At 58.7% G+C, this 22,798-nt stretch carries 15 protein-coding genes, 1 tRNA gene and 2 pseudogenes; 13 read left to right on the top strand and 5 right to left on the bottom strand.

Features of this window, described 5'->3' with window-relative positions; genetic code table 11:
• A partial coding sequence (locus HY298_23880) for a UbiD family decarboxylase (protein ID MBI3853299.1) occupies positions 1 to 537 on the bottom strand: 537 nt, incomplete at its 3' end.
• A gap of 299 nt (positions 538 to 836) precedes the next feature.
• Here HY298_23880 and HY298_23875 point away from each other — a divergent pair.
• Together HY298_23875 and HY298_23870 are read left to right on the top strand one after the other, a co-directional pair.
• Positions 837 to 1,019, top strand: a pseudogene (locus HY298_23875) (type II secretion system protein).
• 985 nt (positions 1,020 to 2,004) lie between these two features.
• On the top strand, positions 2,005 to 5,472 hold the full coding sequence (locus HY298_23870; protein ID MBI3853298.1) for a DUF2339 domain-containing protein: 3,468 nt from the start codon (positions 2,005 to 2,007) through the stop codon (positions 5,470 to 5,472).
• 45 nt (positions 5,473 to 5,517) lie between these two features.
• Here the strand turns inward: HY298_23870 and HY298_23865 are convergent, their stop codons facing one another.
• Positions 5,518 to 6,570, bottom strand: coding sequence for a low specificity L-threonine aldolase (locus tag HY298_23865; protein ID MBI3853297.1), 1,053 nt, complete (start codon positions 6,568 to 6,570; stop codon positions 5,518 to 5,520).
• Between the two features lie 306 nt (positions 6,571 to 6,876).
• Here HY298_23865 and HY298_23860 point away from each other — a divergent pair, with 306 nt between their 5' ends.
• Positions 6,877 to 7,953 (top strand): Gfo/Idh/MocA family oxidoreductase, encoded by a 1,077-nt coding sequence (locus tag HY298_23860; GenBank protein ID MBI3853296.1) that lies wholly within the window; start codon positions 6,877 to 6,879, stop codon positions 7,951 to 7,953.
• Here HY298_23860 and HY298_23855 read toward each other — a convergent pair.
• Positions 7,950 to 8,504, bottom strand: a complete 555-nt coding sequence (locus HY298_23855) for a hypothetical protein (GenBank protein ID MBI3853295.1) — start codon at positions 8,502 to 8,504, stop codon at positions 7,950 to 7,952. The two genes, HY298_23860 and HY298_23855, sit on opposite strands and share 4 nt — an antisense overlap.
• Positions 8,505 to 8,651: 147 nt before the next feature.
• Positions 8,652 to 9,420, bottom strand: a pseudogene (locus tag HY298_23850) (SDR family oxidoreductase).
• A gap of 247 nt (positions 9,421 to 9,667) precedes the next feature.
• Between HY298_23850 and ruvX the strand changes: the two are divergent.
• The 3 genes from ruvX (at position 9,668) to HY298_23835 (ending at position 11,489) form a co-directional block, all read left to right on the top strand.
• Positions 9,668 to 10,093 (top strand): Holliday junction resolvase RuvX, encoded by a 426-nt coding sequence (gene ruvX, locus HY298_23845; GenBank protein ID MBI3853294.1) that lies wholly within the window; start codon positions 9,668 to 9,670, stop codon positions 10,091 to 10,093.
• Positions 10,083 to 10,937, top strand: a complete 855-nt coding sequence (truA, locus tag HY298_23840; protein ID MBI3853293.1) for a tRNA pseudouridine(38-40) synthase TruA — start codon at positions 10,083 to 10,085, stop codon at positions 10,935 to 10,937. Before ruvX ends, truA begins: the two co-directional genes overlap by 11 nt.
• 87 nt (positions 10,938 to 11,024) lie before the next feature.
• Positions 11,025 to 11,489 carry a tRNA (cytidine(34)-2'-O)-methyltransferase gene (locus HY298_23835; protein ID MBI3853292.1) on the top strand — a complete coding sequence of 155 codons (465 nt, stop codon included), beginning with the start codon at positions 11,025 to 11,027 and terminating at the stop codon, positions 11,487 to 11,489.
• Positions 11,490 to 11,533: 44 nt separating this feature from the next.
• Here HY298_23835 and HY298_23830 read toward each other — a convergent pair whose 3' ends face one another.
• Positions 11,534 to 12,025 carry a PTS sugar transporter subunit IIA gene (locus tag HY298_23830; protein MBI3853291.1) on the bottom strand — a complete coding sequence of 164 codons (492 nt, stop codon included), beginning with the start codon at positions 12,023 to 12,025 and terminating at the stop codon, positions 11,534 to 11,536.
• A 93-nt stretch (positions 12,026 to 12,118) separates the two neighbouring features.
• Between HY298_23830 and HY298_23825 the strand changes: the two genes are divergently transcribed.
• The 7 genes from HY298_23825 to HY298_23795 all read left to right on the top strand — a co-directional run bounded on the left by HY298_23825 (position 12,119) and on the right by HY298_23795 (position 22,524).
• Positions 12,119 to 12,194, top strand: a tRNA-Val gene (locus HY298_23825).
• A gap of 45 nt (positions 12,195 to 12,239) precedes the next feature.
• Entirely contained in the window at positions 12,240 to 16,292 is a 4,053-nt protein-coding gene (locus HY298_23820; protein ID MBI3853290.1) for a PAS domain-containing protein, read from the top strand.
• Positions 16,293 to 16,310: 18 nt separating this feature from the next.
• Positions 16,311 to 16,964 (top strand): response regulator transcription factor, encoded by a 654-nt coding sequence (locus HY298_23815; GenBank protein MBI3853289.1) that lies wholly within the window; start codon positions 16,311 to 16,313, stop codon positions 16,962 to 16,964.
• Positions 16,965 to 17,388: 424 nt separating this feature from the next.
• Positions 17,389 to 17,790, top strand: a complete 402-nt coding sequence (locus HY298_23810; protein ID MBI3853288.1) for a response regulator transcription factor — start codon at positions 17,389 to 17,391, stop codon at positions 17,788 to 17,790.
• Positions 17,791 to 18,097: 307 nt separating this feature from the next.
• Positions 18,098 to 19,381: a hypothetical protein gene (locus tag HY298_23805; protein MBI3853287.1), complete on the top strand. Its 1,284-nt coding sequence runs from the start codon at positions 18,098 to 18,100 to the stop codon at positions 19,379 to 19,381.
• A gap of 12 nt (positions 19,382 to 19,393) precedes the next feature.
• The gene (locus HY298_23800; protein ID MBI3853286.1) at positions 19,394 to 19,846 is read left to right on the top strand and encodes a response regulator; all 453 of its coding nucleotides are present in this window, start codon (positions 19,394 to 19,396) and stop codon (positions 19,844 to 19,846) included.
• A complete protein-coding gene (locus HY298_23795; GenBank protein MBI3853285.1) occupies positions 19,843 to 22,524 on the top strand; it encodes a PAS domain S-box protein in 2,682 nt (893 codons plus the stop codon). The genes HY298_23800 and HY298_23795 overlap by 4 nt, the downstream gene beginning before the upstream one ends.
• Positions 22,525 to 22,798: the final 274 nt, after the last annotated feature.

The raw sequence follows: 22,798 nt of genomic DNA, 5'->3' as shown, positions 1-22,798 counted from the left end.
GACCCTAACATCGGATGTCGGGGCTCGCCCACGCTCGGAGGGAGAAACGTTCGCCGTTGCGGGCGAGTTCGAAGCGTTGATATTTGGCGCTTTGGGCCACGGCTTGGTGCGGGTGGGCGGGGCGTCGAACTTGTGAATCACTTCCTTGCACGGGCCATCTTTCACGAGCTTTGGTTTGGCGTGGCGCAGATCCATTGCCTGACCAAGCAGCTTCATCGTTTCGCGTAGCGAAGTAGGCGGCTTGGCTTTCATTAGTGAGCCAAGCTCAGCGGCAGCTTCATCCATAGAATTAGTACCGAGGCTCATCGCCATTCGCTTGTGCGAACCCATCGTGTTGATCGCAACGGGAAACGGGGACAGGACGCCGTTCACCGTGGGCTGCTCAATCAACAGCGCCTTCCCGCCGCCGGGCGTCTTCATTTCGCGGTCGGCCAGTTCGGTGATTTCGAGTTCGGTGGCGACAGGTTGGGATATGCGTTTGAGTTCGCCCGCGCGGTCGAGTTGCTGAACGAAGTCACGGAAGGAATCGAATGCCATGCGGGCAGATTAACAAAATAAATTTGATGTCCAAGCTCAAGCTGACCTTGTGGCAGATTGGTGTTTGGGTCGAGCGATCGAGACGAGAGGTTGAAGCCAGGTTTGCGTGAGATTCACGCAAGTTGCGTGGAAATTTACACGCAGATGGCGTTGCCGGACACGTCGAGCTGCGATTTCAGGCCGAAAAACGTCATGGCATTGCGGCTGCTAATTTTTTCTCAAATCAGGTTGACAGAGCGGGCTGGTTCAATACAGTTCGCGGACTGCTGACCAAAAAAAAACAAACAACCATCGCGTTTATGAATAAAAATCGTAAGAACAAATCCGGGGCTTTCACTCTTATCGAGTTGTTAGTCGTCATTGCCATTATCGCCATTTTGGCGGGGTTACTGTTGCCGGCGCTGGCCAAGGCCAAAGCGAAAGCGCAACGCATCAAGTGCGTCAGTAACCTCAAGCAAGTCGGTCTTTCCTTCCGCCTTTGGGGAGGGGACAACGGCGATCGCTATCCCCAAAGCGTGGATATTGCCAACGGAGGGTCTTTGCCAGGCGCAGGTTGGACAACAGCTACTGTGGTCTCAAACTGGGTGACGTTTCAAGTCATGTCCAATGAGTTGAGCACGCCCAAGATTGCCATCTGTCCGAGCGACGAGCGTACGGAAAGAACCAATTTCTTTTCTGCGGATGTCGGAACGCAAAAGGCGGATTTCAAGGACAACCTCGCCATCTCATTTTTCGTGGGCAAAGATGCGGATGAGAGCAACCCTCAGATGCTGCTTTCGGGGGACCGCAATATTGGTGATTATACGGCCGTAAACGGCGTTCCGGTGGCCACCGGAAGTCCTTACGGTTATTCCCCAGCGAGTCCGAACAAGGCCGGAGCGTATAAACAGCTTGGCAACAACCCCACGATCACCCAGCCTTGGCCCGGTTGGACGGATAAAATGCACCAGCGGCAGGGCAACTTGGCGATCGCGGATGGTCACGTTGACCAGTTGACGACGCCCAGATTTCGGGAGGCGGTAAAAAATTCAGGCGACGCTGCCGCTACTTCTCCAACGGTCGGCAACATCCTCCTTTTCCCGTAAGCTCATTTTCCAATGAAGTCACAAAGGCATCCGCAAGGATGCCTTTTTTGTTTTAAGGCGACGCGACGATAATCATCAATGCCGAACCCGGCCAGTGCGTATCCGACCAGTGACTTCGTAGCGTAGGTTTCCAAACCGGCTGTATCGCCAATTTCCTAATCGGCAGCGCACTGAAACCTGAGCGCCCGTTTAGTCTTCCACGCTTCGCGGATTTAGAAATCCGCCACACCGCCGACTTGGAAGTCGTCGCCATGGGGGCAGTGTTAGGATGCGACTACCCGGCCATCCGGCCATCCAAGTCAAGGGACGGCTTGCGTTTTGCCGCTGAAAAGGCTAGTCACCTCGGAATCGGCCCGGACAATCCAAAACCTGACAGCACTTTATGCCCTTCTTGATTGCGGTTCTGGTCATTGTTGGGTTCGTCTGGCTATTGCAAAAAGTCAGCCGCCTCTCTGACCAGGTGGATACCCTGAGCCGGATGTTGAATTATGTGCAACTGGAGGCTCGACGTTTAAAGGAACGTCTCGACGAACTTCAAACTGGTGCCCCGCCGGCTGCTGCCGAATCGCCAACGCCGGAGTCCGGTGAGCAACTCTCAAGTAAACAGGCCGAAGCTGAAGCCGCAACCCTGCTTGCCTCCGCGCCGAATGTCCCGGTCCAGCAAGCCGTCGCGCCACCGTTGCCCTCGCCCGAAACGATCCCCGTCGCGCCGCCAATTCTGCAGGAAGTCAAACGAGCCGTGATCGAGCGCGTTGACATACCTCCCGTCGGTGAGACGCCACCGGTGATATCGTTCACCGCGCCATTTGCAGCCTCAACGACCGGACCCAAACCCGAGACAACCGAACCCGCGTCACCCACTCCACAGCGCGCACCGGCAAAAGGTTCGTTCGAAATGCGGCTGGGCACTTACTGGCTGGTGCGCGTGGGCATCGTGATGTTGCTGACGGGTCTGGTCTTCTTCGGCAATTACGCTTACCACAATTTCATCGGCAGAATTGGAGCGGCGGGAAAAGTTTCGCTGCTCTATTTGGCGAGCGCGTTGTTGCTTGGTGGCGGCGCGTGGTGGCAGCGCAAGGCGTCGAAAGAATCGCTGCGCAATTACGGGCAGGTGCTTTTCGCCGGCGGCCTGGCGTTCGTTTATTTCACCACTTACGCGGCGCATCACATTGACCGACTCCGGATCATTGAAAGTGCGGCGCTTGACGGTATGCTGCTGCTGGCGTGGGCGGGCTTCATGGTGTGGATTGCCGACCGCCGGAAATCCGAAGTGCTGGCGTTGTTCGCGGTCGGACTTGCGTATTACACCTCCGTCATCACACAGGTCGGCGACTTCACGCTTTACTCGAACCTCGTGCTGACGCTTGCCGCGGTGTTCTTCCTCGTCCGCAATCGCTGGGCGTGGCTCTCCTTCGCCAGTCTCGTGGCCACTTATGCCGCGTATGCGTTCTGGCGGTTTTTCCACGGCGGGGAATGGCGCTGGGCGACGCCCGAAGAGGGGCTGTGGCACGGCGCGTATTTTCTGATGAGCTACTGGGCGGTGTTCACGGCGGCGGTGTTTTTGTCGAAACACGAAAAGCTTGCGGGTCAAAACCGTGCCGCGTTTCTCACGTTCAACAACGGTGCGTTCTTCACGCTGTTTCTGCCGACCATGCTGCAGGTCCACTCGGGAAAATTCTGGCAGTTCTCGCTGATCTACGGCGCTGTGCTGCTCGCGTTGGTGGAAGTTTCGCGGAGAATTTTCCCCAATGAACCACTTACGAAACATTCCTATCTCACGCAAGGCCTGCTGCTGATCACGCTTGGTTTCATCACGAAATATTCCGGCCTGCAACTCGCGCTGGTGCTCGCGGCAGAAAGTGTCGTGCTGTTCGTTCTCGGCACGGCGCGCCGCAGTCTCATCCTGCAAATCGGCGCTTATCTCGCGGGCGCAATATCAATCGTCTGTGGCTTCGACGGCGTGGAGCGCTTCGACACTCACGGGCTTTGGTTGGGCGCGGCGCTCGGCGGCATGATGGTCGTCAACTCATTTTGGGCGCATCGTCAGGAGCCGGCAACAGAAGCCGCACCGGTTCGGTCCGTCCCTGTCTATTTCACCGCGCTGGCTTTGCTGGTCTGGTGTTTTACCACCTGGCAGAACACCACTCACGCCAACTTTGGACTGGTGCTGACCCTTGAAGCGCTGGTGATTGCACTTTCGATTTATCTGCTCCGTTTTCCGGAACTCGCGCTGATGGGACAGGCTTACATTGTCGTGGCCCAAGTGGCGTGGCAATTCGATGTCCCGAAATCCACCGCGCAATTGACCGCGCTCGTGCTGGCCGTTGAGTGCCTCGCGTTGTTGCGCGTGGGCTGGCAGCGAAACAATCAGGCGTGGCGAATCTGCGGTTACGTAGCGGCTGCGCTCGCCGTCGCGTGGGGGATCGAAGGCCTGGAAAGAAATCAGACAAGCGGTCTGCTCACCGGTGTGGCGCTCACTGCAAGCATGTTGCTTAGCGCGTTTCTCACTCACCGAAAGACGGACCAGGCCAACAAATCCACGTTACGACCGGAGCCAACCTATTTCAGCGCGCTGGTCGTGGTCCTTGCTGGGGCAACGACGTGGTTCAATACTGCGCAGGACAATTGCCCGCTCCTTTTTGCGGCCGAAGCCATCGTGTTGACCGCCTTGGTTTATTTCCTTCGTGTGCGCGAAGTCGCACTTGTGGGCCAGACGCTGCTGCTCGCGGCGCATTGCCTCTGGCAATTCAACCTGCTCGAACGCGGCACACCGCCGTGGTGGAATCCGGTGTTGTTGGTCGCGATGACGCTTGGCCTCGGGCACTGGTGGCAGAAACAAAGAATTGTGACGGTGGAGAAACGCTTGCCACTGGTCTTTCAATTGATGTTGTCGGTGCTGTTCGTTCTGCTGGTTTGCCGCTGGCTCGGAAGGGAATGTTCGGACGCAACCTGGCTCGCGCTTTCGTGTTTGCTGGCTGCGGCAGTCACGGCTTACGCGGTGGTCACGCGCGCGTGGTTGCTGGCGGCCTGCGCGCAACTTTTTCTGCTGCCCGGCGCTTGGTTGTTCGCGCAACAACTCCTTCATGACGGCGAACCACGTTTCGCGGCGCTCGCGCCCGTCGCTGCGCTGGCAGTGCTTTCGTTCGCCACTGTGCAGTGGTTCAAACGAAAGCCGGACGAACTTGTGCAGGACCCGCTGCTCAAGCTGGCCATGGCGTATCGCTGGGTTGCGCTGGCGATGTCGCTTTGGTGGGTGATGGAATACATCCCGAACCGCGAACAAATCTGGACGCTGATGTCGATTGGCCTGGCGGTGTTTGTGTTTGCGGGCTGGCGTAGGAACCGCGAAGCGTTGATGTTCGGCGCGGTGTTCACGGGACTCGCGCTGGTGTTGCTTTGGACGCGTGCTTACCAGCGGGGCTACGTTTATTTGCCCGATGCGCTGGCCATTCTGGCGCTCCTTGGCCAGCAGCAAATCGCCCAGCGCCTCCCCGCGCGCTATGCTCTGGATCAGCGGGCGCACGCCATCGTGATTGCATCGGGCGGATTGAGCTCATGGCTTTTCGTATCGCGGTGGGTCCTGCAGAGCGCCAGTGGATTTTATCTCACTGCAAGCTGGTCGGGTTTGGCCTTGATCCTTTTCGCCGGTGGAATGGCGCTGCGCGAGCGGATGTATCGCTGGCTCGGCCTCGTGGTGCTGGCCGGTGCGCTGGGCCGCGTGGTGGTGTTCGACGTGTGGAAACTGGAAACGCTTTACCGGATTCTGAGCTTCATGGCGCTGGGCATCGTGCTGCTGGTGCTGGGCTTCATCTACAACAAGTATCAGGAAAAAATAAAGGAATGGTTGTGATCCTGTCGTTGCATAATGTCCGGGATCAAACGTCACCAGGATGGATCAGGCAGGAGAGAGCAACGACTTCAAATCCGCTGCGAACTGATCCACATCCTCCGTCGTCGTGTCCCAACTGCACATCAGGCGGCAGTCATCCTGGCTGACGTGCGTGTAGAACTTCCAACCGCGCTGGTGCATCGCAGTGATGACCGGTTCAGGCAAACGCACGAACACCGAGTTGGTCTGACACGGGAATTGAATCTTCGCGCCGGGCAGCCCGCGAATGGCCGCCTCGAGACGACGTGCCATATCGTTCGCGTGCCGGGCGTGTCGCAGCCACGCGCCGTCCTGCAACATGCCCACCCACGGCGCCGCCAGAAACCGCATCTTGGAAGCCAGTTGCCCTGCTTGTTTGCAGCGGTAGTCGAACTCCCGCGCCAGTTCGAGATTGAAAAACACCACCGCCTCGCCAACGGCGATTCCATTTTTCGTGCCGCCGAAGCAAAGCACATCCACGCCCGCCTGCCAGGTGATTTCCTTGGGTTTCACACCGAGCGCAACGACAGCATTGGCGAACCGCGCTCCATCCATCTGGACGCGCAGACCAAACTGCCGCGCAGTGTCGGTCAGGGTCTTCAATTCATCAACGGAATAAACAGTTCCAACTTCGGTCGCCTGCGTCAGGCTGATGGCGCGGGGTTTTGGGTAGTGAATATCGGTGCGTTTGTTGACCATCCGGTCGATGGCCGTGGGATCAATCTTCCCATTTGCTCCCGGCATCAAAAGGACTTTAGTGCCGTTGGCAAAAAACTCCGGCGCCCCGCACTCGGCCACCTCGACGTGCGCCGTCTCGTGGCAGAGAATGCTGTGGTAAGACTGGCAGAGCGAAGCGAGCGAAAGGGAATTGGCCGCGGTGCCGTTGAAGACGAAGAACACCTCGCAGGGCGTTTCAAACACCTTGCGGATTAGATCAGCCGCCTTCTCAGTCCACGGATCGTCGCCGTAACTGACCGCGTGACCTTGATTCGCCTCGACCATCGCCGCGAACGCCTCCGGGCAGATACCCGCGTAGTTGTCGCTGGCGAACTGGCGTTTGTTTTGGATGACCGCTGTCATGTTTGATGGTTTTGCCTGTTGATGATTCGGATTAAAGCCAAAGGTGACGGAAAACAAAAGCTGGAATTGCATTTTATGGCGATGCACTTGATTCCCTTTTATGCATGCTGGGCCAACCTAAAGGTTGAACTCCAACGGAGCCGGCGTCGCGCGGTGTTGGAGTTCACGCTTTAGCGTGTTCGATGGGCCAAGGGGAATCAATAGGATGCCCCAATTGCATTTTGTGCTTTCGCGGCCAATCCAGCCGTGAAATGAATAGCCCGCAAATTCTACGGCACGCACAATGACGTCAACGAAAACGAACCCATGAAGAACGAAATCGGCGTGGCCATGATCGGCTGTGGTGGAATCGCTTTGGCAAACCATCTTCCAGGCCTGGCGCTTTGTCCAAATGCAAAAGTTGTCGCGCTGTGCGATAACGACCCGGCGGTTTTGCAACGCGCCAGTCAACAAACTGGCATCGCCACTACTTCCACCAAGTACAAAGAGATCGTGACGCGCGATGATGTTCATGCCGTCATCATTGCCACGCCGAATTCTGTTCACGCGCCGATTGCGCTGGCCGCCATCGCTGCCGGCAAACATGTGCTGTGCGAAAAGCCAATCGCCATGAACCACGCCGAGAGTCTGGCGATGTTGCGGTCAGCGGAAGAGGCCGGCGTCCGACACATGACGGCGTTCACCTATCGCTTTGTTCCGGCGATGCGTTACATGGCACATCTGGTGAAGCACGGCAACATCGGCCAGCCGTATCATTTTCGCTCGTGCCGGTTGCAGGACTGGGGAACGCGCGCCCTCGGCTGGCGGCAGGTTGCAAAGCTCGCGGGCACCGGCGAACTTGGCGATATGCTGTCGCACCGGATTGATTACGCGCACCTGTTGGTCGGCCAGATCAATCGCCTCGTCGCCGACAACCGCCGATTTCACGACGTTCGCGATGGGCAGGTTTCGGATTTGGAGGATTGGGTGACGATCCTCGCTGAGTTCGCCAACAACGCCACCGGAGTTTTGGAAAGCAGCAAAGTGGCGACCGGTCGGGGCGAAGGCGGACGCAGTCAGGACTATTGTGAAGTCAATGGCAGCGAAGGCACGATTGTCTTCCAACTCAAGCGCCCGCTCGAATTACAAATCGCCAAGCGCGGCGGCAAGAGTTTGCAAACGGTCCCATTGCCAGAAGACTATTTGAAATGGCCCGGTTCACCGCGCGACCCGCGCGAAGGCGATCCGCTCGTCACTTTCCGTTACGATCAAGACGTGGAATTCATCGACGCCATTCTGAACCAACGTCCATGCGTCCCGTCCTTTCTCGAAGGTGCGCAAGCGCAAGCAGTCATGGATGCGGCGGTGTTGTCCGTGATAGAGAAGCGTTGGGTTAAGTGTTAGTGGATAAGCCCTTTTCGAGGCTCGGCAACTGGTGGCAGATGTAATTCTTCCCTCTTTTGCTTTATGTAAGTTACACCCTTCTCGCCAATCTTTGTGTCAAAGCGGGTAAGTTCAAATCTTATTCGCCAATAGTCAGGCCAAGTCTTCCCTTCGAGAGCGGGGGGCGGAAGACCTTGTGCTTCGCGTTCAATTGCTGGATCTGTGGCACTTCTAAAACACTCCCATGCCGTCCGAAAATCGCGATTTATGATTTCTGGAATGTCAGGCAACCCCGCCTCACGACGCTGATCAACAATGTACTGAACGTATGGATCTCCCATTCCCTGACTGTGATAAACTTGTTCACAACGCCTGATCCAGAATGCTCGCCATGTTGGACTATTCCAAGGTTGTTCAGATTTCAATTCTGCTTTAATGTCCTGTTTGACCGAAATGGCAAACATGGTGTGGTAAGTCTTCTTTCGCTCGGAGGGAATCATGTCGGTCCAAAAAGCAGTAGTGCAGCCGGCGAGGCAAACGGCAATAAAAGGAACGAAACGTAGCGTTTTCATTTTGCGTAGCTGGAAAACTAAAACATGTCAGCCAATGGTATTGACATACTTATTCCCACAGTAATCTGCGCGACCGGGTTGCCGTAATTTCCCTACAACTTACCCAGCCGTTCGAATAAAATTTCAAGCGCCCGTTCGCCAATGTGCTTACTTTCCCGCACTCAAGCCGCCGTCGATAATGAACGCAGTGCCAGTAATGAACGCGGCTTCGTCACTCGCTAGATAAACGGCGGCGGCGGCGATTTCCTCCGGCTTGCCCATGCGGCCGAGGGCCTGGGAGTCCGCCATTTCTCGATACGCCTTTTGCGGGTCGGGATATTCCTTGAGCCGCGCGGTGACAAACGGAGTTTCCACCCGGCCCGGACAAAGGCAGTTGACGCGAATGCCGTCACGCGCGTGATCGAGCGCCATGCTTTTTGTCATACCGACGACCGCGAACTTGGTCGCGCAATAAGCGAGCCGATCTCGCAGGCCAACCACGCCACCGATGGAGGCGAGACTGAGGATCACGCCGGATTTGCGTCCGACCATTCCCGGCAGAAAAATCTTGGTCATGTTGAAAACGCCGCGCACATTGACGGCGTACAAACGGTCCAGATCGCCGCCGGTTGTGGTCAACATCGTGCCGACGTGGCCGATGCCGGCATTGTTGACGAGCACATCGAGGCGGCCTTGGCTCTGTTCGACCTGTTTGGCAACCTTGGCGCAATCACTTTCCTTCGACACATCAAGCGGGAGAAACTCAGCTTGACCGTTGCTGGCCTTGATTCTCGCTGCGGTTTCCCGCCCGCTTTTATCGTCGCGGTCGGTGACAAACACATGAGCGTTGGCTTGGGCAAAGGCTTCGGCGATGGCGGCGCCGATTTCCCGATCCAGCGCCCGTGACGAGGGCGATTTTATTTTGGAGGTTGAACATACGGGTTGATTTGTATCAGGAAGGGTTCGGCGAATAAAGTAGTTCTCGAAAATAATCTCCGGATGGCCTCTCACCCGGTCCCTCCCGGTGGACCTTGCAGCAGCAGACGTGAGTCCGCTCCATCAGAATTCGAGGAAAGTCAGAGCCGACTCACGTCGGCTGCCACGGTCCAGTGGTGATTGCGAGCTTGTTTCCAGTGATTTACTGCGACACAGTAAGGCGTTTGCGTTTGGACAAGGTAACCAGTATGCGCATTCTCGCCATAGACCATGGAACGAAACGGATCGGCATCGCCATCAGCGACGAGTTGAAGATGATTGCCCAGCCGTTGGAGTTCATTCCTGCGGAACCGTTCACCAAGTTTCTCGCGCGCTTGAAGGAACTCATGCGGGAAAAGGAGGTCGAGTTGATCCTGGTCGGTTTGCCGCGCAACATGGACGGCAGTTACGGACCGGCGGCGCTCAAGGTGCAGGAATTCGTGGCCGTGCTGAAGGATGCGGTGGCCATCCCCCTCAAGACGCTCGACGAACGGCTGACCACCGTGCAGGCGCAACGCTTTTTGATTCAAGGCAACGTCCGCCGTGACAAACGCAAGGAAAAGGTGGACAAGACCGCCGCGGCGATCTTGTTGCAGAGTTATCTGGACAGTTTAGGCGTAAAACGTGAAACGTGACCGGACCCTCTTCACGTTTCACGTTTCACGCACCACGATGATCAAATTCAAACTCACCATCGGCTACGACGGCACGGCCTATCAAGGCTGGCAGGTGCAGAAAACCGGCACGGGCGTGCAGGAAAAAATTGAGGCGGCGCTGGCGAAACTGTTCCCCAGCCGGCCGCGCGTCCACGGTTCGAGCCGCACGGACACGGGCGTTCACGCGCTGGGCATGGTGGCGCATTTTGAAGCGCCGCGCGCCGAGTTCCAGATGAGCAACGCCAAGCTCGCGCTCGCGCTCAACGCCTGGCTGCCGGCGGACATCCGGGTGATCTCCGCCCGCCGCACGCCCGCAGAATTCCACGCGCGCTTCGACGCCGCCGGCAAGCAATACCGCTACTTCGTCTGGAACCATCCCGCGATGAACCCGCTGCTGCGTCACACGGCGTGGCACTTGCCGCGCCCGTTGAATCTGGCGGCGATGCGCGCGGCGGCGCCGCTGTTTGTCGGGCGGCACGATTTCAAATCCTTCGCCGGCACTCGCAACTACACGATGGAATCCACCGTGCGGACGTTGACGCGTTGCGAGATCAGGAAGAGCGGCCCGCTGCTCACGTTTTTCATCGAGGGCGACGGGTTTCTCTACAAGATGTGCCGCGGCATCGTGGGAACGCTTGTGCAGGTGGGGCAAGGAAAGATTGCGGTGGATGACATAAAAAAAATCCTGGCCAGCAAAGATCGTCGCGCGGCAGGCATGACCGCACCGGCGAAGGGATTGGTGTTATGGAAAGTTTTCTATGGGGAAGCTCCAAAATCCAAGCACCAAGCACCAGAGAAATTCCAAACATCAACACTCAAATGAGCCGACGACAATCATCCGTTCTGAATTGGCAACTGGGAGCCTGGTTGTTCTCTGGAGCTTGAAGTTTGGAGCTTGGAATTTGAATTCATGCACATCGTCCTCGTCGAACCGGAAATTCCGCCGAACGCGGGCAACGTGGCGCGGCTCTGCGCCGCCAATACGACCACGCTGCATCTCATCGAACCGTTCGGCTTCAAGCTGGACGACGCGCAGCTCAAACGGGCCGGGATGGATTACTGGCAACACGTCGTGTGGCATCGCTGGGCGAACTGGAAGGTGTTCATGGAAAAGCTTCCGGCGACTGCGCGGCTTTGGTTCGTTGAATCGGGCGGGCCGAGACTTTACACGGACGCGCGATTTGCGCCGGATGATTTCCTTGTGTTCGGACGCGAGACGGCGGGACTGCCGACGAACCTGCTCACAGCAAACCAAGATCATTGGCTGCGGATTCCGATGTTTAATTCGAAGTCGCGCTCGCTGAATCTCTCCAACTGCGTGGCGCTGGTTTTGTTTGAAGCCTTGCGGCAACAGGGATTCAGGGGTGAAACGTGATGTGTGTCGCGTGTTGCGTAACTCAACCCAAACCGCTGCTCGTGTCACATTTTGGCCTCCGCTTCACGAATCAGGGAGAGGATTTTTTCCGGACGGTCGGCGGTGAGAAGATGCTGGCGGAGTTTGGGGTCGCGCAGCAGGCGGCTGAGGCGGGCGAGAATGGCCAGGTGCTGGGTAACGGTTGGGGCGACCAGCAGAAAAAACAGCCGAGCGGGAATGCCGTCGAGCGCGTCATACGGAATGCCATGAGGATGGCGGCCAAAGACAATCACCGGGTGGTCCACCAACCCGACGAGCGCGTTGCGCGCATGGGGCAGGGCGATGCCCTCGCCGATGCCGGTGCTGTGAAGTTGTTCGCGCTCCTGCAAGGCCCGCAACAAAGTCTCGCGCGCCTTCGGCTGGCGGGCGATTTCCGGGATTTGCGCGACCAGTTCGCCGAGCACCTCGTCCCGCTGCGTGCCGGTCAGGTTGAGTTGGATGGCCGAAAGCGAAAGCAATTCACTTAAAGCGATACGGCCCGGATGGTTGCTGCTCATGCACGCGCATGGTAAACCGCGGACAGGCGAGGTGAAGAAAAATGTTCGCCGTTGCCAAGCGCAGATGAAAATCATAACCTGCCGCGCAGGGTTGGGCGATTGGCGCAGTGGCTAGCGCATCTGCTTTACACGCAGTAGGTCGGGGGTTCGAGTCCCTCATCGCCCACCAGATTTCCGGCGGTGGAAGCAGTCCGGCCACAAATTGCAGCGAGCCATGCGTAAGAAGAAATCGGTGCCGAAAAACGTTGCCGCGACGGTCGCCAACCGCACCCCACGCGGCCCAACCCATTTGCGCGCAAGAAAAAGCCAGTGGTCCCTCAACGCCCCGCCGTCCCCATCCGCCACCGCCCGTCCACGCCCACCGCGGCTCGCCGCTCCCGGCAACGGCGAGGAGCCACCGGCGCAAAGCAGCCTCCGGCCCGGCGGGACGCGCCACCAGTCTGACCCGCCCTGTGGAGTAGGGCTGGAGACTCCACGGGCCGAGGAAACCGTCGAGCCGCCGGCGTGCGAACCGGCCGATGCCTTGGCCGACGCCCCCGTTAGTGTGCATTGGGTCGGGCCGGACGGAGTCATCCTGTCGGCGAATCAGGCGGCGTTGGAACTCTTCGGAGGCATGCGGGCGCAATTCGTCGGCCACCACATTTCCGAACTGTATGCCCCGACCCCGACAGCCGATGTCGGGGGCGGGGCGGATATGTTCCAACGATTGCGGTGCCGGGAACCGTTGCGCGATTATGAAACGCAACTGCGCTGCCCGGATGGCGCCCTGAAGCAGGTCTGCATCACGGCCGACGCGCACTGGGAGGACGACCGGTTCGTGCGCGCGCGTTGCTTCACCTGGAACATCAGCCCGACAGCCGGTGTCGGGGCGAGGGAAGAAGGGCTGAAAGCCCGCGCGCGCCAACACGCGGCGGTGGCCGAACTGGGGCAGCTCGCGCTGGCCGGCACCAACCTGTCCGCCTTGTTGCAGGAGGCAATTGCGCTTCTGGTGCAAACGCTTGGGGTGGAGTTCTGCAAATTTCTGGAACTGCTGCCGGCGGGCGATGAATTTATTTTACGGGCCGGCGCCGGTTGGAAAAGCGAAGTCGTAGGTCAGGCCAGAGTGGCTGCCGGAAACAACTCACAGGCGGGCTACACCTTGCAAGTCAATGAGCCGGTGGTGGTGGCGGATTTGCGGACGGAGACGCGGTTTGGCGCGCCGGCGTTATTGCTGGAACACGGAGTGATCAGCGGGATGACGGTCATTATTCCCGGCCGTAACCGGCCGTTGGGTGTTTTAGGAGTCCACACCGCGCGCCCGCGCCAGTTCACAACGGATGACGTCAACTTCCTCCAAGCCTTTGCCAATGTGCTGGCGCAGGCGATCGAGCGGAAGCGGGCGGAGACGGAGTTGCGGCGGGCGCGCACGGAACTGGAGCAGGCTTTGCAGGAGCGGAGGGCTGAGTTGCTGCGGGCCAACCGAGCCATGCAGATTGAAATCAGCCAGCGTCAGGAGGCGGAAGCGGAAATGAAGAGACGCGAAACGCAACTTAGAGAGGCGCAAAGGCTGACGCATGTGGGCAGTTGGGAGTGGGAGGTGACGACCAACAAACTCTGGTGTTCGGATGAGCTTTACCGGGTGTTGGGCCTCTCGCACAACCAATTCACCCCGACAGCGGTGGTCGGGGTTCAGATGACGTTTGAGGCGTTTCTGGGCCTGGTCCATCCCGAGGATCGGGCGCGGGTGAAAGAGAACGTGGAAAAGGCGCTTGTAGATCACGAGCCGTTCGTGTTTGAGCAGCGTATCGTGCGTCCCGATCGCGGCGTCAGAACCCTGCACACCCGGGGACACGTCGCATTGGATGCGGCGGGCCGGGCGGCCAAGATGCTGGGCGTGTGCCTGGACATCACCCAAGACAAACAGACGGAGGAGGAAATCAAGAAGCGCGAATTTCAACTGGTGGAGGCCCAGCGGCTCGCGCGCCTGGGAAGCTGGGAATGGCACATCGCGACGAACAAGGTAATCTGGTCGGCTGAACTGTGTCGGCTCTACGGAATCGAGTGGCAAGTGTTGCCAACCGACCTCGATGACTTTTTGCGTCGCGTGTATCCAAGCGATTACAGCGCCGTTCAGCGGACGATTGAACAGGCCTACCAGGACCAGCGACCGTTCGAACTCGAGTATCGCGTCCTGCTTCCCGACAACAATCTCCGCTGGCTTCACGGGTTGGGCCGAGTGGTGGCAGATGCAAGCGGCCGTCGATTGCGCATGCTCGGAACGGCCCAGGACATCACCGAGCGCAAGCAGGCGGAGGAGGCGCTGCGCGAAAATGAATCGCGCAAGAGCGCCATTCTGGAAGCCGCCTTGGATTGCGTCATCACCGCGGACCGGGAGGGACGGATCATTGATTTCAATCCCGCGGCCGAAAGAACGTTTGGTTACAAGCATTACGAAGTCGTGGGCGAAGAACTGGCGGCGAAACTCATCCCGCCCGCCTGGCGTGAGCGGCATCGCCAAGGTCTGGCGCGCTATCTGGCGACCGGGGAAACGACAATGCTGGGCAAGCGGATCGAAATCACCGCGATGCGTGCAGACGGTTCCATTTTTCCCGTGGAACTGTGCATTACACCCGTCCGTTTGAAAGGAAACACGGTGTTTATGGCCTGCCTGCGGGACATCACGGAGCGCAAGCGGGCCGAGGCCTGGGTCGCGGGACAGAAGCAGGTGCTCGAAATGATCACGACAGGTGCGACTCTTGCCGAAGTGCTGGAGACGCTGCTGCGAGCGGTCGAGGCCGAATCTCCGGGGATGACCTGTTCCGTTTTGCTGCTGGATGAAGATGGAAAACGTTTGCGGCATGGCGCGGCGCCAAGCCTCTCCGAAGCCTACAACCAGGCTGTCGATGGTCTGCCCATTGGTCCCCAGGCCGGATCGTGCGGCACGGCGGTCTATCGGCGTGAAACCGTGATCGTGGCCGACATCACGCGGGACCCGCTTTGGTCGGATTACCGGGAGCTGGCTGACTGTCATGGGTTGCGCGCGTGCTGGTCAACGCCCATCAAAACCACCCAAGGAAAAATATTGGGCACACTGGCCATGTTATACCACCAACCGCATACCCCCAGTGCGCGCGACCGGGAACTGATTGAGGTGGCCACGCACCTGGCCGGCATCGTCATCGAACGCCACCGCGCCGAGGAGGCGTTGCGCAAAAGTGAACTGGGGCTCGCGCGCGCGCAAAAGATAGCACATCTGGGAAATTGGGATTGGGATCTGGTCACCAATAAAGTGCGATGGTCAGATGAGATTTATCGCATCTTCGGTTTGACACCCGAGCAATTCGGCGCGACCTATGAGGCCTTTCTGAACAGCGTTCATCCGGACGACCGGTCAATCGTCAATGAAGCGGTGCAGGATGCGTTGAAACGAGGCCGACCCTACAACGTGGATCACCGGATCATTCGGCCGGACGGCGCGGTGCGTATCGTGAGTGAACAGGGCGAGGTGGTTTTTGATGAGGCTGGCAAGCCGGTTAGATTTCTCGGCACAGTATTGGATGTCACCGAACGCAAAGAAGCCGAGAGCAAACTGCAGGATTATTCCGAACGGCTGCAAACGCTTTCCCGCCGCTTGCTGGAGGCGCAGGAAAGCGAGCGCCGTCACATCGCCCGGGAACTGCATGATGAAATCGGCCAATCCTTGACCGCCCTGAAAATCAATTTGCAGGCCGCCCAACGCCAGTGCGAAGCGGCCGGCGCGGTGACGGCCCTGGAAGAGGGCATCGGGATTGTTGATCAAGTGTTGCAGCAGGTGCGCAATCTGTCGGTGGACCTGCACCCTTCGATCCTCGACGATCTGGGCCTGGTCGCCGCGCTCCGCTGGTACTTGGATCGTCAATCACAATTGGCGGGATTCATCGCGCAATTTGAGGCCGTGCGATTCAACAGTCCTTTGTCCCCTGAGTTGGTGACAGCGTGCTTCCGCATTGCCCAGGAAGCGTTGACCAATGTGGTGCGACACGCCAAAGCAAAACAGGTGCGGCTCGAGTTGCGGCAACAAGGTGAGGAATTGAAGCTGGCCGTCTGCGACGACGGGGTCGGGTTTGATGTGGTGGCCGCGCGCAAACGCGCCGTGCGTGGAGCGTCGAGTCTGGGGTTGTTGGGAATGGAGGAACGCGTTTCCCTGATCGGCGGCCGGATCGAATTCAAATCCACGCCCAAAAAAGGCACTGAAGTCTGTGCCTGGTTTCCTTTAAGGGAAGAAACCCATCGCCCACAGGAGGGGTGACGCGGCATGACCAGTTCAATGAAAGCGATCCGGGTTTTACTGGCTGACGATCACACGCTCCTGCGCGCGGGAATTCGCTCCCTGCTGGAAAAAATCCCGGAGGTGCAAGTGGTGGCGGAGGCGGAGGATGGCCGCTCGGCCCTGAACCTGACCAAATCGCATCGGCCCAATGTCGTTTTGATGGATATTGCCATGAAGGGCTTGAATGGTCTGGACGCGACCGCGCGGCTCGTCAAAAACTTTCCGGGCGTGCGCGTGATCATTCTGTCGATGCATGCCAATGAGGAATACGTGGTCCAGGCGTTGCGAGCAGGCGCTTCCGGCTATCTGCTCAAGGACGCCGCCACCGCCGAACTGGAACTGGCGATTCAAGCCGTGGCCCGTGGTGCCACCTACCTCAGCCCCGTCATCTCCAAACGGGTCATTGATGATTACCTGGGCCGGGTCAACAGCGCCCGGATTCCCTCGGAATTATTGACGCCCCGTCAGCGGGAAACCTTGCAGTTGATTTCCGAAGGCAGGAGCACCAAGGAGATTGCGTCCCTGTTGAAGTTAAGCGCCAAAACGGTGGAGACGCATCGGGCGCAATTGATGCGTCGCCTGAACATTTATGATGTGCCGGGCCTGGTGCGTTATGCGATGCGGATCGGGCTGGTGAGTCCAGAGGCTTGAATCGGAAACCCGAAGGTCGAAGTCCGGGATCGAAAGGAAATCCGACGCCTGCGGCCCGAAACCTCCCATTCCAGCGGTTGGCCCCGGAGCAAAGTTTCCGCTCTTGATCACCAGTTCATTTTGGCCTTCGGATTTCAGCCTGCGTTCGGGTTTTGGCAATGCGGATTCAGGTTGAGCGCCCCTCGACTGGGTTTTCATCCCAAGGCCCATCTTGCGCCGATTTTTGCAACTGCATCAGGTTTTTTCCCCTCTCAACTCAGGAAATGCCTTATGGCTGATCTTCGCACGCTTTGGCAAACTCCCGGTAGCGGAGCCTTGGAATGACAACCGGGCGGACGTGAAGCCACGGGTGAAAAGTCAATCCGGCGCGGCAAACCGTGCTTCCGTTTGAGCAGCAGCTTGTCGCCACAATGCGAACCCGACGATGGACAAATTGAAAATTCTTTTGGTGGATGACAGTCCTGGTTTTCTGGAGGCGGCCGATGGCTTCTTGTCGCGCCAACCGCTGATGGAAATTGTCGGACGCGCCTGTTCGGGTTCGGAGGCGATCCGGCTGGTGAAGCAACTGCCGCTGGACTTCGTGCTGATGGATTTATCGATGCCAGACATGAGCGGCTTGGAAGCAACGCAACGGATCAAGGCGCTGCCATTTCCGCCGCGGGTGATCATGGTCACCCTGCACGACAATGTAGCCTACCGGAGGGCGGCGCTGGAGGCGGGAGCGGAGGGGTTTGTTTCGAAGCAGGAATTTGTCGAAGTGGTGTTGCCGCTGATTTATCAACTTTTGACTCCAGCTAGAGAGGAGGTGGTCGATGAGGTTGCATAAATGTCTGCGGATGATCACGCAGTTCGGCCGTCTCCCCCGCTCCCTTTGCCCAAGTCAGGCTTCGGCTTGGCGGCTCAAGGTGACGTTCCGGCTTGGGAAACCATTCGCTGTGCAAATCGCCGCGCGTTCGGACCGGCGTCGGGTTCGCGGCGGTGCCGCCAAACGCGCCCGGCAGTCACGCGATCCCAATCGTTTCCGCGTCCCCGCTCTTTCCGTTCCCAAGGGCTTCGCGCGGGCAGACTGCGCGAATCGCTTCTTGAATCCAAAACGACATCATCCTCGCAACCGGCATTAGAACTTGAATTTTATGAAACAACTTTTTTCGCCTGACGGTTTCATGCCGCATGGGCAATGTTACATGTGGGATTGGGGGTTGATCTGGCTGCATGTGGTATCGGACGGGCTGATAACGCTGGCGTATTATTCCATACCGTTCACGTTGGTTTACTTCGTTCGCAAACGCAAGGATCTGGCGTTCGACTGGATGTTTGTGTGTTTTGCGGTGTTCATCGTGGCGTGCGGCACGACGCATCTGCTGGAGGTCTGGACGTTATGGCATCCGGGTTACTGGCTGTCGGGGGGTGTCAAGGCGTTGACGGCGCTGGCGTCGGTGCCGACGGCGGTGCTGCTGGTGAAGTTGCTGCCGGCGGCGCTGGCGTTGCCCAGTCCGGCTGAGTTGGAGCGGGCCAATGCGTCCTTGCAGAAGGAGATTGCGGTGCGTCAGGCGGGGGAGGAGACGATTCGGCGGTTCAACGCGGATTTGGAGCGGCGGGTGGCGCAGCGCACGGCGGAACTGGCTGCCGCGAACGCCCGGTTGCAAAGCGAGATCGAGGAGCGCCAGCGGGCCGAGGGGGCGGTTCACCAGTTGAATGCGGAGTTGGAGCAGCGGGTGGCGCAGCGCACCGCGGAATTGCTGGTGGCCAATCAGGAGTTGGAGGCGTTTGCGTATTCGGTGTCGCACGACTTGCGCGCGCCGTTGCGGAGTGTGGACGGGTTCAGCCAGGCGTTGCTGGAGGATTGCGGGGCGGGACTGGGCGAGGTGGGTCGTCAACATGTGCAGCGGGTGCAGACGGCGAGCCGGCGGATGGGGCAGTTGATTGACGATCTGTTGAATCTTTCGCGGGTGACACGGGCGGAATTGCGCCGGGAGCAGGTGGACTTGGCGGTGCTGGCGCAAGCGGTCGCGGGGGAGCTGGCGCAGGGGGCGCCGGGGCGGCGGGTGGAGCTCGTCTCGGCCGCGCGTTTGCCGGTCCATGGGGATCCGCGGTTGCTGCGTGTGGTGTTGGAGAATCTGCTGGGCAATGCCTGGAAGTTCACCCGGAACAAGACGGATGCCCGCGTGGAGTTGGGCACGAAGGAACAGGAAGGACAAAAAGTTTATTTTGTGCGCGACAATGGCGCCGGCTTCGAGATGGCCTACGTGAATAAATTGTTTGGGGCGTTTCAGCGGCTGCATCCGATGGCCGAGTATGAAGGGACGGGGATCGGACTGGCGACTGTGCAACGAATCATTCACCGGCACGGCGGTCGCGTTTGGGCGGAGGGGAGTGTGGATCAAGGCGCCAGTTTTTATTTCACTTTACCGGCATGAAGAATAAACCTTATGAAAACCAAAAGCATTCTGCTCATCGAAGACAACCCTGATGATGAGGAACTGACGCTGCGGGCGCTTAGGAAAGGTGGCGTCCTGAATGACGTGGTGGTGGCCCGCGACGGGGTGGAGGCGTTGGAGTTCCTCTTTGCCAGCGGCAAGCACGCCCAGCGCGATCCAAGCCAGCAGCCGGCCGTGGTCCTGCTGGATTTGAAGCTGCCCAAGATCGACGGGCTGGAAGTGTTGCGCCGGATGCGCGCCAATGCCCGAACACAACTCTTGCCGGTGGTTATCTTTTCGTCTTCCTTGGAAGAGCAGGACGTGATGGAGGGCTACCGTTTGGGCGCCAATAGCTTCATTTCCAAGCCGGTGGACATGGATCATTTCCGCGAAGCGGTGAGCAACTTTGGACTTTACTGGCTGCGGCTTAACGATGCGCCGCCTCAACTGATCGAATCCAAATGAGTAAACCGCTGCGGATTTTGCTGCTCGAAGATTCGGAGGACGACGCGGCGCTGGTGCAGCGCGAACTGCAGCGGAGCGGTTACGAGCCAACGCTGCTGCGCGTCGAAACCGCCCCGGCGATGGCCGCCGCGCTCGAACGCGAAGCGTGGGACATCATCATCTCGGATTATTCCATGCCACAGTTTAATGCGCCGGCCGCGTTGGAGTTGCTGCATCAAAAGGGGATTGATCTCCCGTTCATCGTGGTCTCCGGTACGATTGGCGAAGAGGTGGCCGTGAACAGCCTGAGCCAGGGCGCCACCGACTACATGCTCAAAGACCGGCTGGGACGACTTGGTGCTGCCGTCGAACGGGCGCTGGAGCAGAGAAAACTGCGCGATGAAAACCGCCGGGCGGCGGAGAATTTGCGCCAAACCGAAGAACTCTATCGCCGGGCCATCGGTGCCGTCGGCGCGGTGCCGTATCTGTGCGATTACAAAACCGATGCCTACAGTTTCGTGGGGGAAGGCATCCGGCAGTTGACGGGTTACTCCTCGCAGGAAATCAAGCCCGGACTCTGGCGTCAGCTTATCAAGGACTCCGTGCCGCATGGTGAGGCCGCCGGTTGGAGCGAGGCGGAGGCTCGTCAACGAACGCTGTCAGGTGAAATCCGCCAGTGGCAGCGCGACAACCTCATCGTCACGCGGGCAGGGGAGTTGCGTTGGATTTCCGACACTTCCGTTCCGATTCTCGATGAGCAGGGAAAACTGATCGGCTCCATCGGCATTCTCCTGGACATCACGGAGCGTAAACGGGTGGAGGAGGAATTGGCGAGGGCGTTGCGCGACCACAAAAACATCATGGAGACCATCCCCGAAGTCATTTACACTTTGGATTTGAATGACCGACTGGTCAGTTGGAATCGCAAACTGGAAGCCGTCACGGGTTACTCCGCCGAGGAAATCCTGAACAAACCCGCGCTGGAACTCTTCCCGCCGCCCGGGCGCTCCACCGTCAGCGAAGCCTTCCGGGTGGCCTACGCCAACGGTTTCAATCAAGTTGAAACCTGTCTCCTGAGCAAGCACGGCGGCCAGACTCCCTATCACTTGACGGCCGCGCCGTTGAAGGATGAAAGCGGTCGGGTCATCGGTTTGACGGGCGTGGGCCGCGATATCACGGAGCGCCGGCTGGCGGATCTGAAACTTCGTGAACAGGCCGCGTTGCTCGATCTGGCGCACGACGCGATTTGTGTCACCAACATGGATCAAGAAGTCATTTATTGGAACAAAAGCGCGGAGCGGCTCTACGGCTGGTCGGCGGCGGAAGCCCTGGGCCGCAACGCCAACGAACTGCTCTTCAAGAGCGATTCGGCGCGCCCAGGCGAGGCGCTCAAGAGCTTGATTCGGAACCGCGACTGGCAAGGTGAACTCCATCAGGTCAACAAGTCCGGCGGTGAAGTCATTGTGGAAAGCCGGTGGACGCTCGTTCGCGATGCGGAGCAAACTCCCAAATCCATCCTGATCATCAACAGCGATGTCACGGAAAGAAAAAAACTGGAGGCGCAATTCCTCCGCGCCCAACGGCTGGACAGCATCGGCACCCTCGCCAGCGGCATCGCCCATGATTTGAACAACATTCTGGCGCCCATCCTCATGTCCGTCACCATCCTGCGCGAGTCTGCCACCGACAATGACACCCGGAAATTACTGGCGAGCATTGAATCGAGCACCCAACGCGGCGCGGACATCGTCAAACAACTCCTGACCTTTGCCCGCGGCATCGAGGGCGAACGCGTGTTGCTCCAGCTACGGCACCTGATCAAGGAATTGGTCAAAATGGTCCGGGCCACCTTTCCCAAAACCATCACGCTCAAAACCCAGATCTCCAGCGACCTGTGGACGGTTACTGGGGATGCCACCCAATTGCATCAGGTGCTGCTCAATCTGTGCGTCAACGCGCGCGATGCCATGCCCGATGGCGGCACCTTGCGCGTGGCCGCGGAAAACGCAGTGTTGGACCAGCAGTATGCCGACATGAATCCAAACGCAAAACCCGGCCCGTACGTTGGACTGGAGGTCAGCGATACCGGCGTAGGAATCCCGCCTGCCATCATCGATCAAATCTTCGATCCCTTTTTCACGACCAAAGAAGTCGGCAAAGGTACCGGTCTCGGACTTTCCACCGTTTTGGGAATCGTGAAGAGTCACGGGGGCTTCGTGACGGTCCAGAGCGAGGTCGGACGCGGCACCACTTTCAAAGCACTCCTGCCAGCCAAACCCAACGCCACGGCCAGGACCGGCGACACCGCGGCCATCGCCTTGCCGGGTGGACGCGGTGAACTGGTGCTCGTGGTCGATGACGAGGCGCCCATTCGCAAGGTCACACAAAAAACTCTGGAACGTTATGGCTACCGTGTGGAAACCGCGGCCAACGGCACGGAAGCCATGGCGATCTTCGCGCAAAGAATGGGCCAGATCCATTTGGTATTGACGGACATTTCGATGCCGTTGATGGGCGGCGTGGCCCTTACCCGCGCCTTGAAACAGCAGGACCCAAAGGTCAAAGTGATTGTTTCCACCGGCCAGGGCCAGGATGACAAAGTGGCGGAACTCAAAGCGCTTGGCGTCACCACGTTCATGGACAAGCCGTATAATACGGAAAGATTATTGGTCACCTTGCGCGACGCCCTGGCCGGGTAGATTGTTTGCCATAAGAGATTTTCGGAAAGAAAAGTGGATAGCCACTCAGCCGGCTTTCGGCCACCCTCTTTTGAAGTGGAGAGGGCCGCGTGAGAATTTTCCGAAAAAGAATATCGCGCCTTGGTCCCCTGAACCCACCCCCAGCCCCTCTGCGGAGGGGAGCGGCCTCCCGTGGATTGTTCCCCTCCTCGGAGGCGATTCCGACATATTTCATGGATGGTCTCCACAGTCTCCTAATCGCGCATCGGAGCCATGAACCACGCAAGACAACTTC

It is taken from the genome of Verrucomicrobiota bacterium, from assembly GCA_016200005.1.
Lineage (GTDB): Bacteria > Verrucomicrobiota > Verrucomicrobiia > Limisphaerales > PALSA-1396 > PALSA-1396.
The sequence above is the reverse complement of the archived record's forward strand: the minus strand, read 5'-3'. Positions and strand labels throughout refer to the sequence as shown.

What these genes read in the sequence shown, in the direction of transcription:
- HY298_23870 (MBI3853298.1), top strand. Translation starts at nt 2,005, where the DNA reads ATGCCCTTCTTGATTGCGGTTCTGGTCATTGTTGGGTTCGTCTGGCTA.
- HY298_23865 (MBI3853297.1), bottom strand. Translation starts at nt 6,570, where the DNA reads ATGACAGCGGTCATCCAAAACAAACGCCAGTTCGCCAGCGACAACTAC.
- HY298_23860 (MBI3853296.1), top strand. Translation starts at nt 6,877, where the DNA reads ATGAAGAACGAAATCGGCGTGGCCATGATCGGCTGTGGTGGAATCGCT.
- HY298_23855 (MBI3853295.1), bottom strand. Translation starts at nt 8,504, where the DNA reads ATGAAAACGCTACGTTTCGTTCCTTTTATTGCCGTTTGCCTCGCCGGC.
- ruvX (MBI3853294.1), top strand. Translation starts at nt 9,668, where the DNA reads ATGCGCATTCTCGCCATAGACCATGGAACGAAACGGATCGGCATCGCC.
- HY298_23835 (MBI3853292.1), top strand. Translation starts at nt 11,025, where the DNA reads ATGCACATCGTCCTCGTCGAACCGGAAATTCCGCCGAACGCGGGCAAC.
- HY298_23830 (MBI3853291.1), bottom strand. Translation starts at nt 12,025, where the DNA reads ATGAGCAGCAACCATCCGGGCCGTATCGCTTTAAGTGAATTGCTTTCG.
- HY298_23820 (MBI3853290.1), top strand. Translation starts at nt 12,240, where the DNA reads ATGCGTAAGAAGAAATCGGTGCCGAAAAACGTTGCCGCGACGGTCGCC.
- HY298_23815 (MBI3853289.1), top strand. Translation starts at nt 16,311, where the DNA reads ATGAAAGCGATCCGGGTTTTACTGGCTGACGATCACACGCTCCTGCGC.
- HY298_23810 (MBI3853288.1), top strand. Translation starts at nt 17,389, where the DNA reads ATGGACAAATTGAAAATTCTTTTGGTGGATGACAGTCCTGGTTTTCTG.
- HY298_23805 (MBI3853287.1), top strand. Translation starts at nt 18,098, where the DNA reads ATGAAACAACTTTTTTCGCCTGACGGTTTCATGCCGCATGGGCAATGT.
- HY298_23800 (MBI3853286.1), top strand. Translation starts at nt 19,394, where the DNA reads ATGAAAACCAAAAGCATTCTGCTCATCGAAGACAACCCTGATGATGAG.
- HY298_23795 (MBI3853285.1), top strand. Translation starts at nt 19,843, where the DNA reads ATGAGTAAACCGCTGCGGATTTTGCTGCTCGAAGATTCGGAGGACGAC.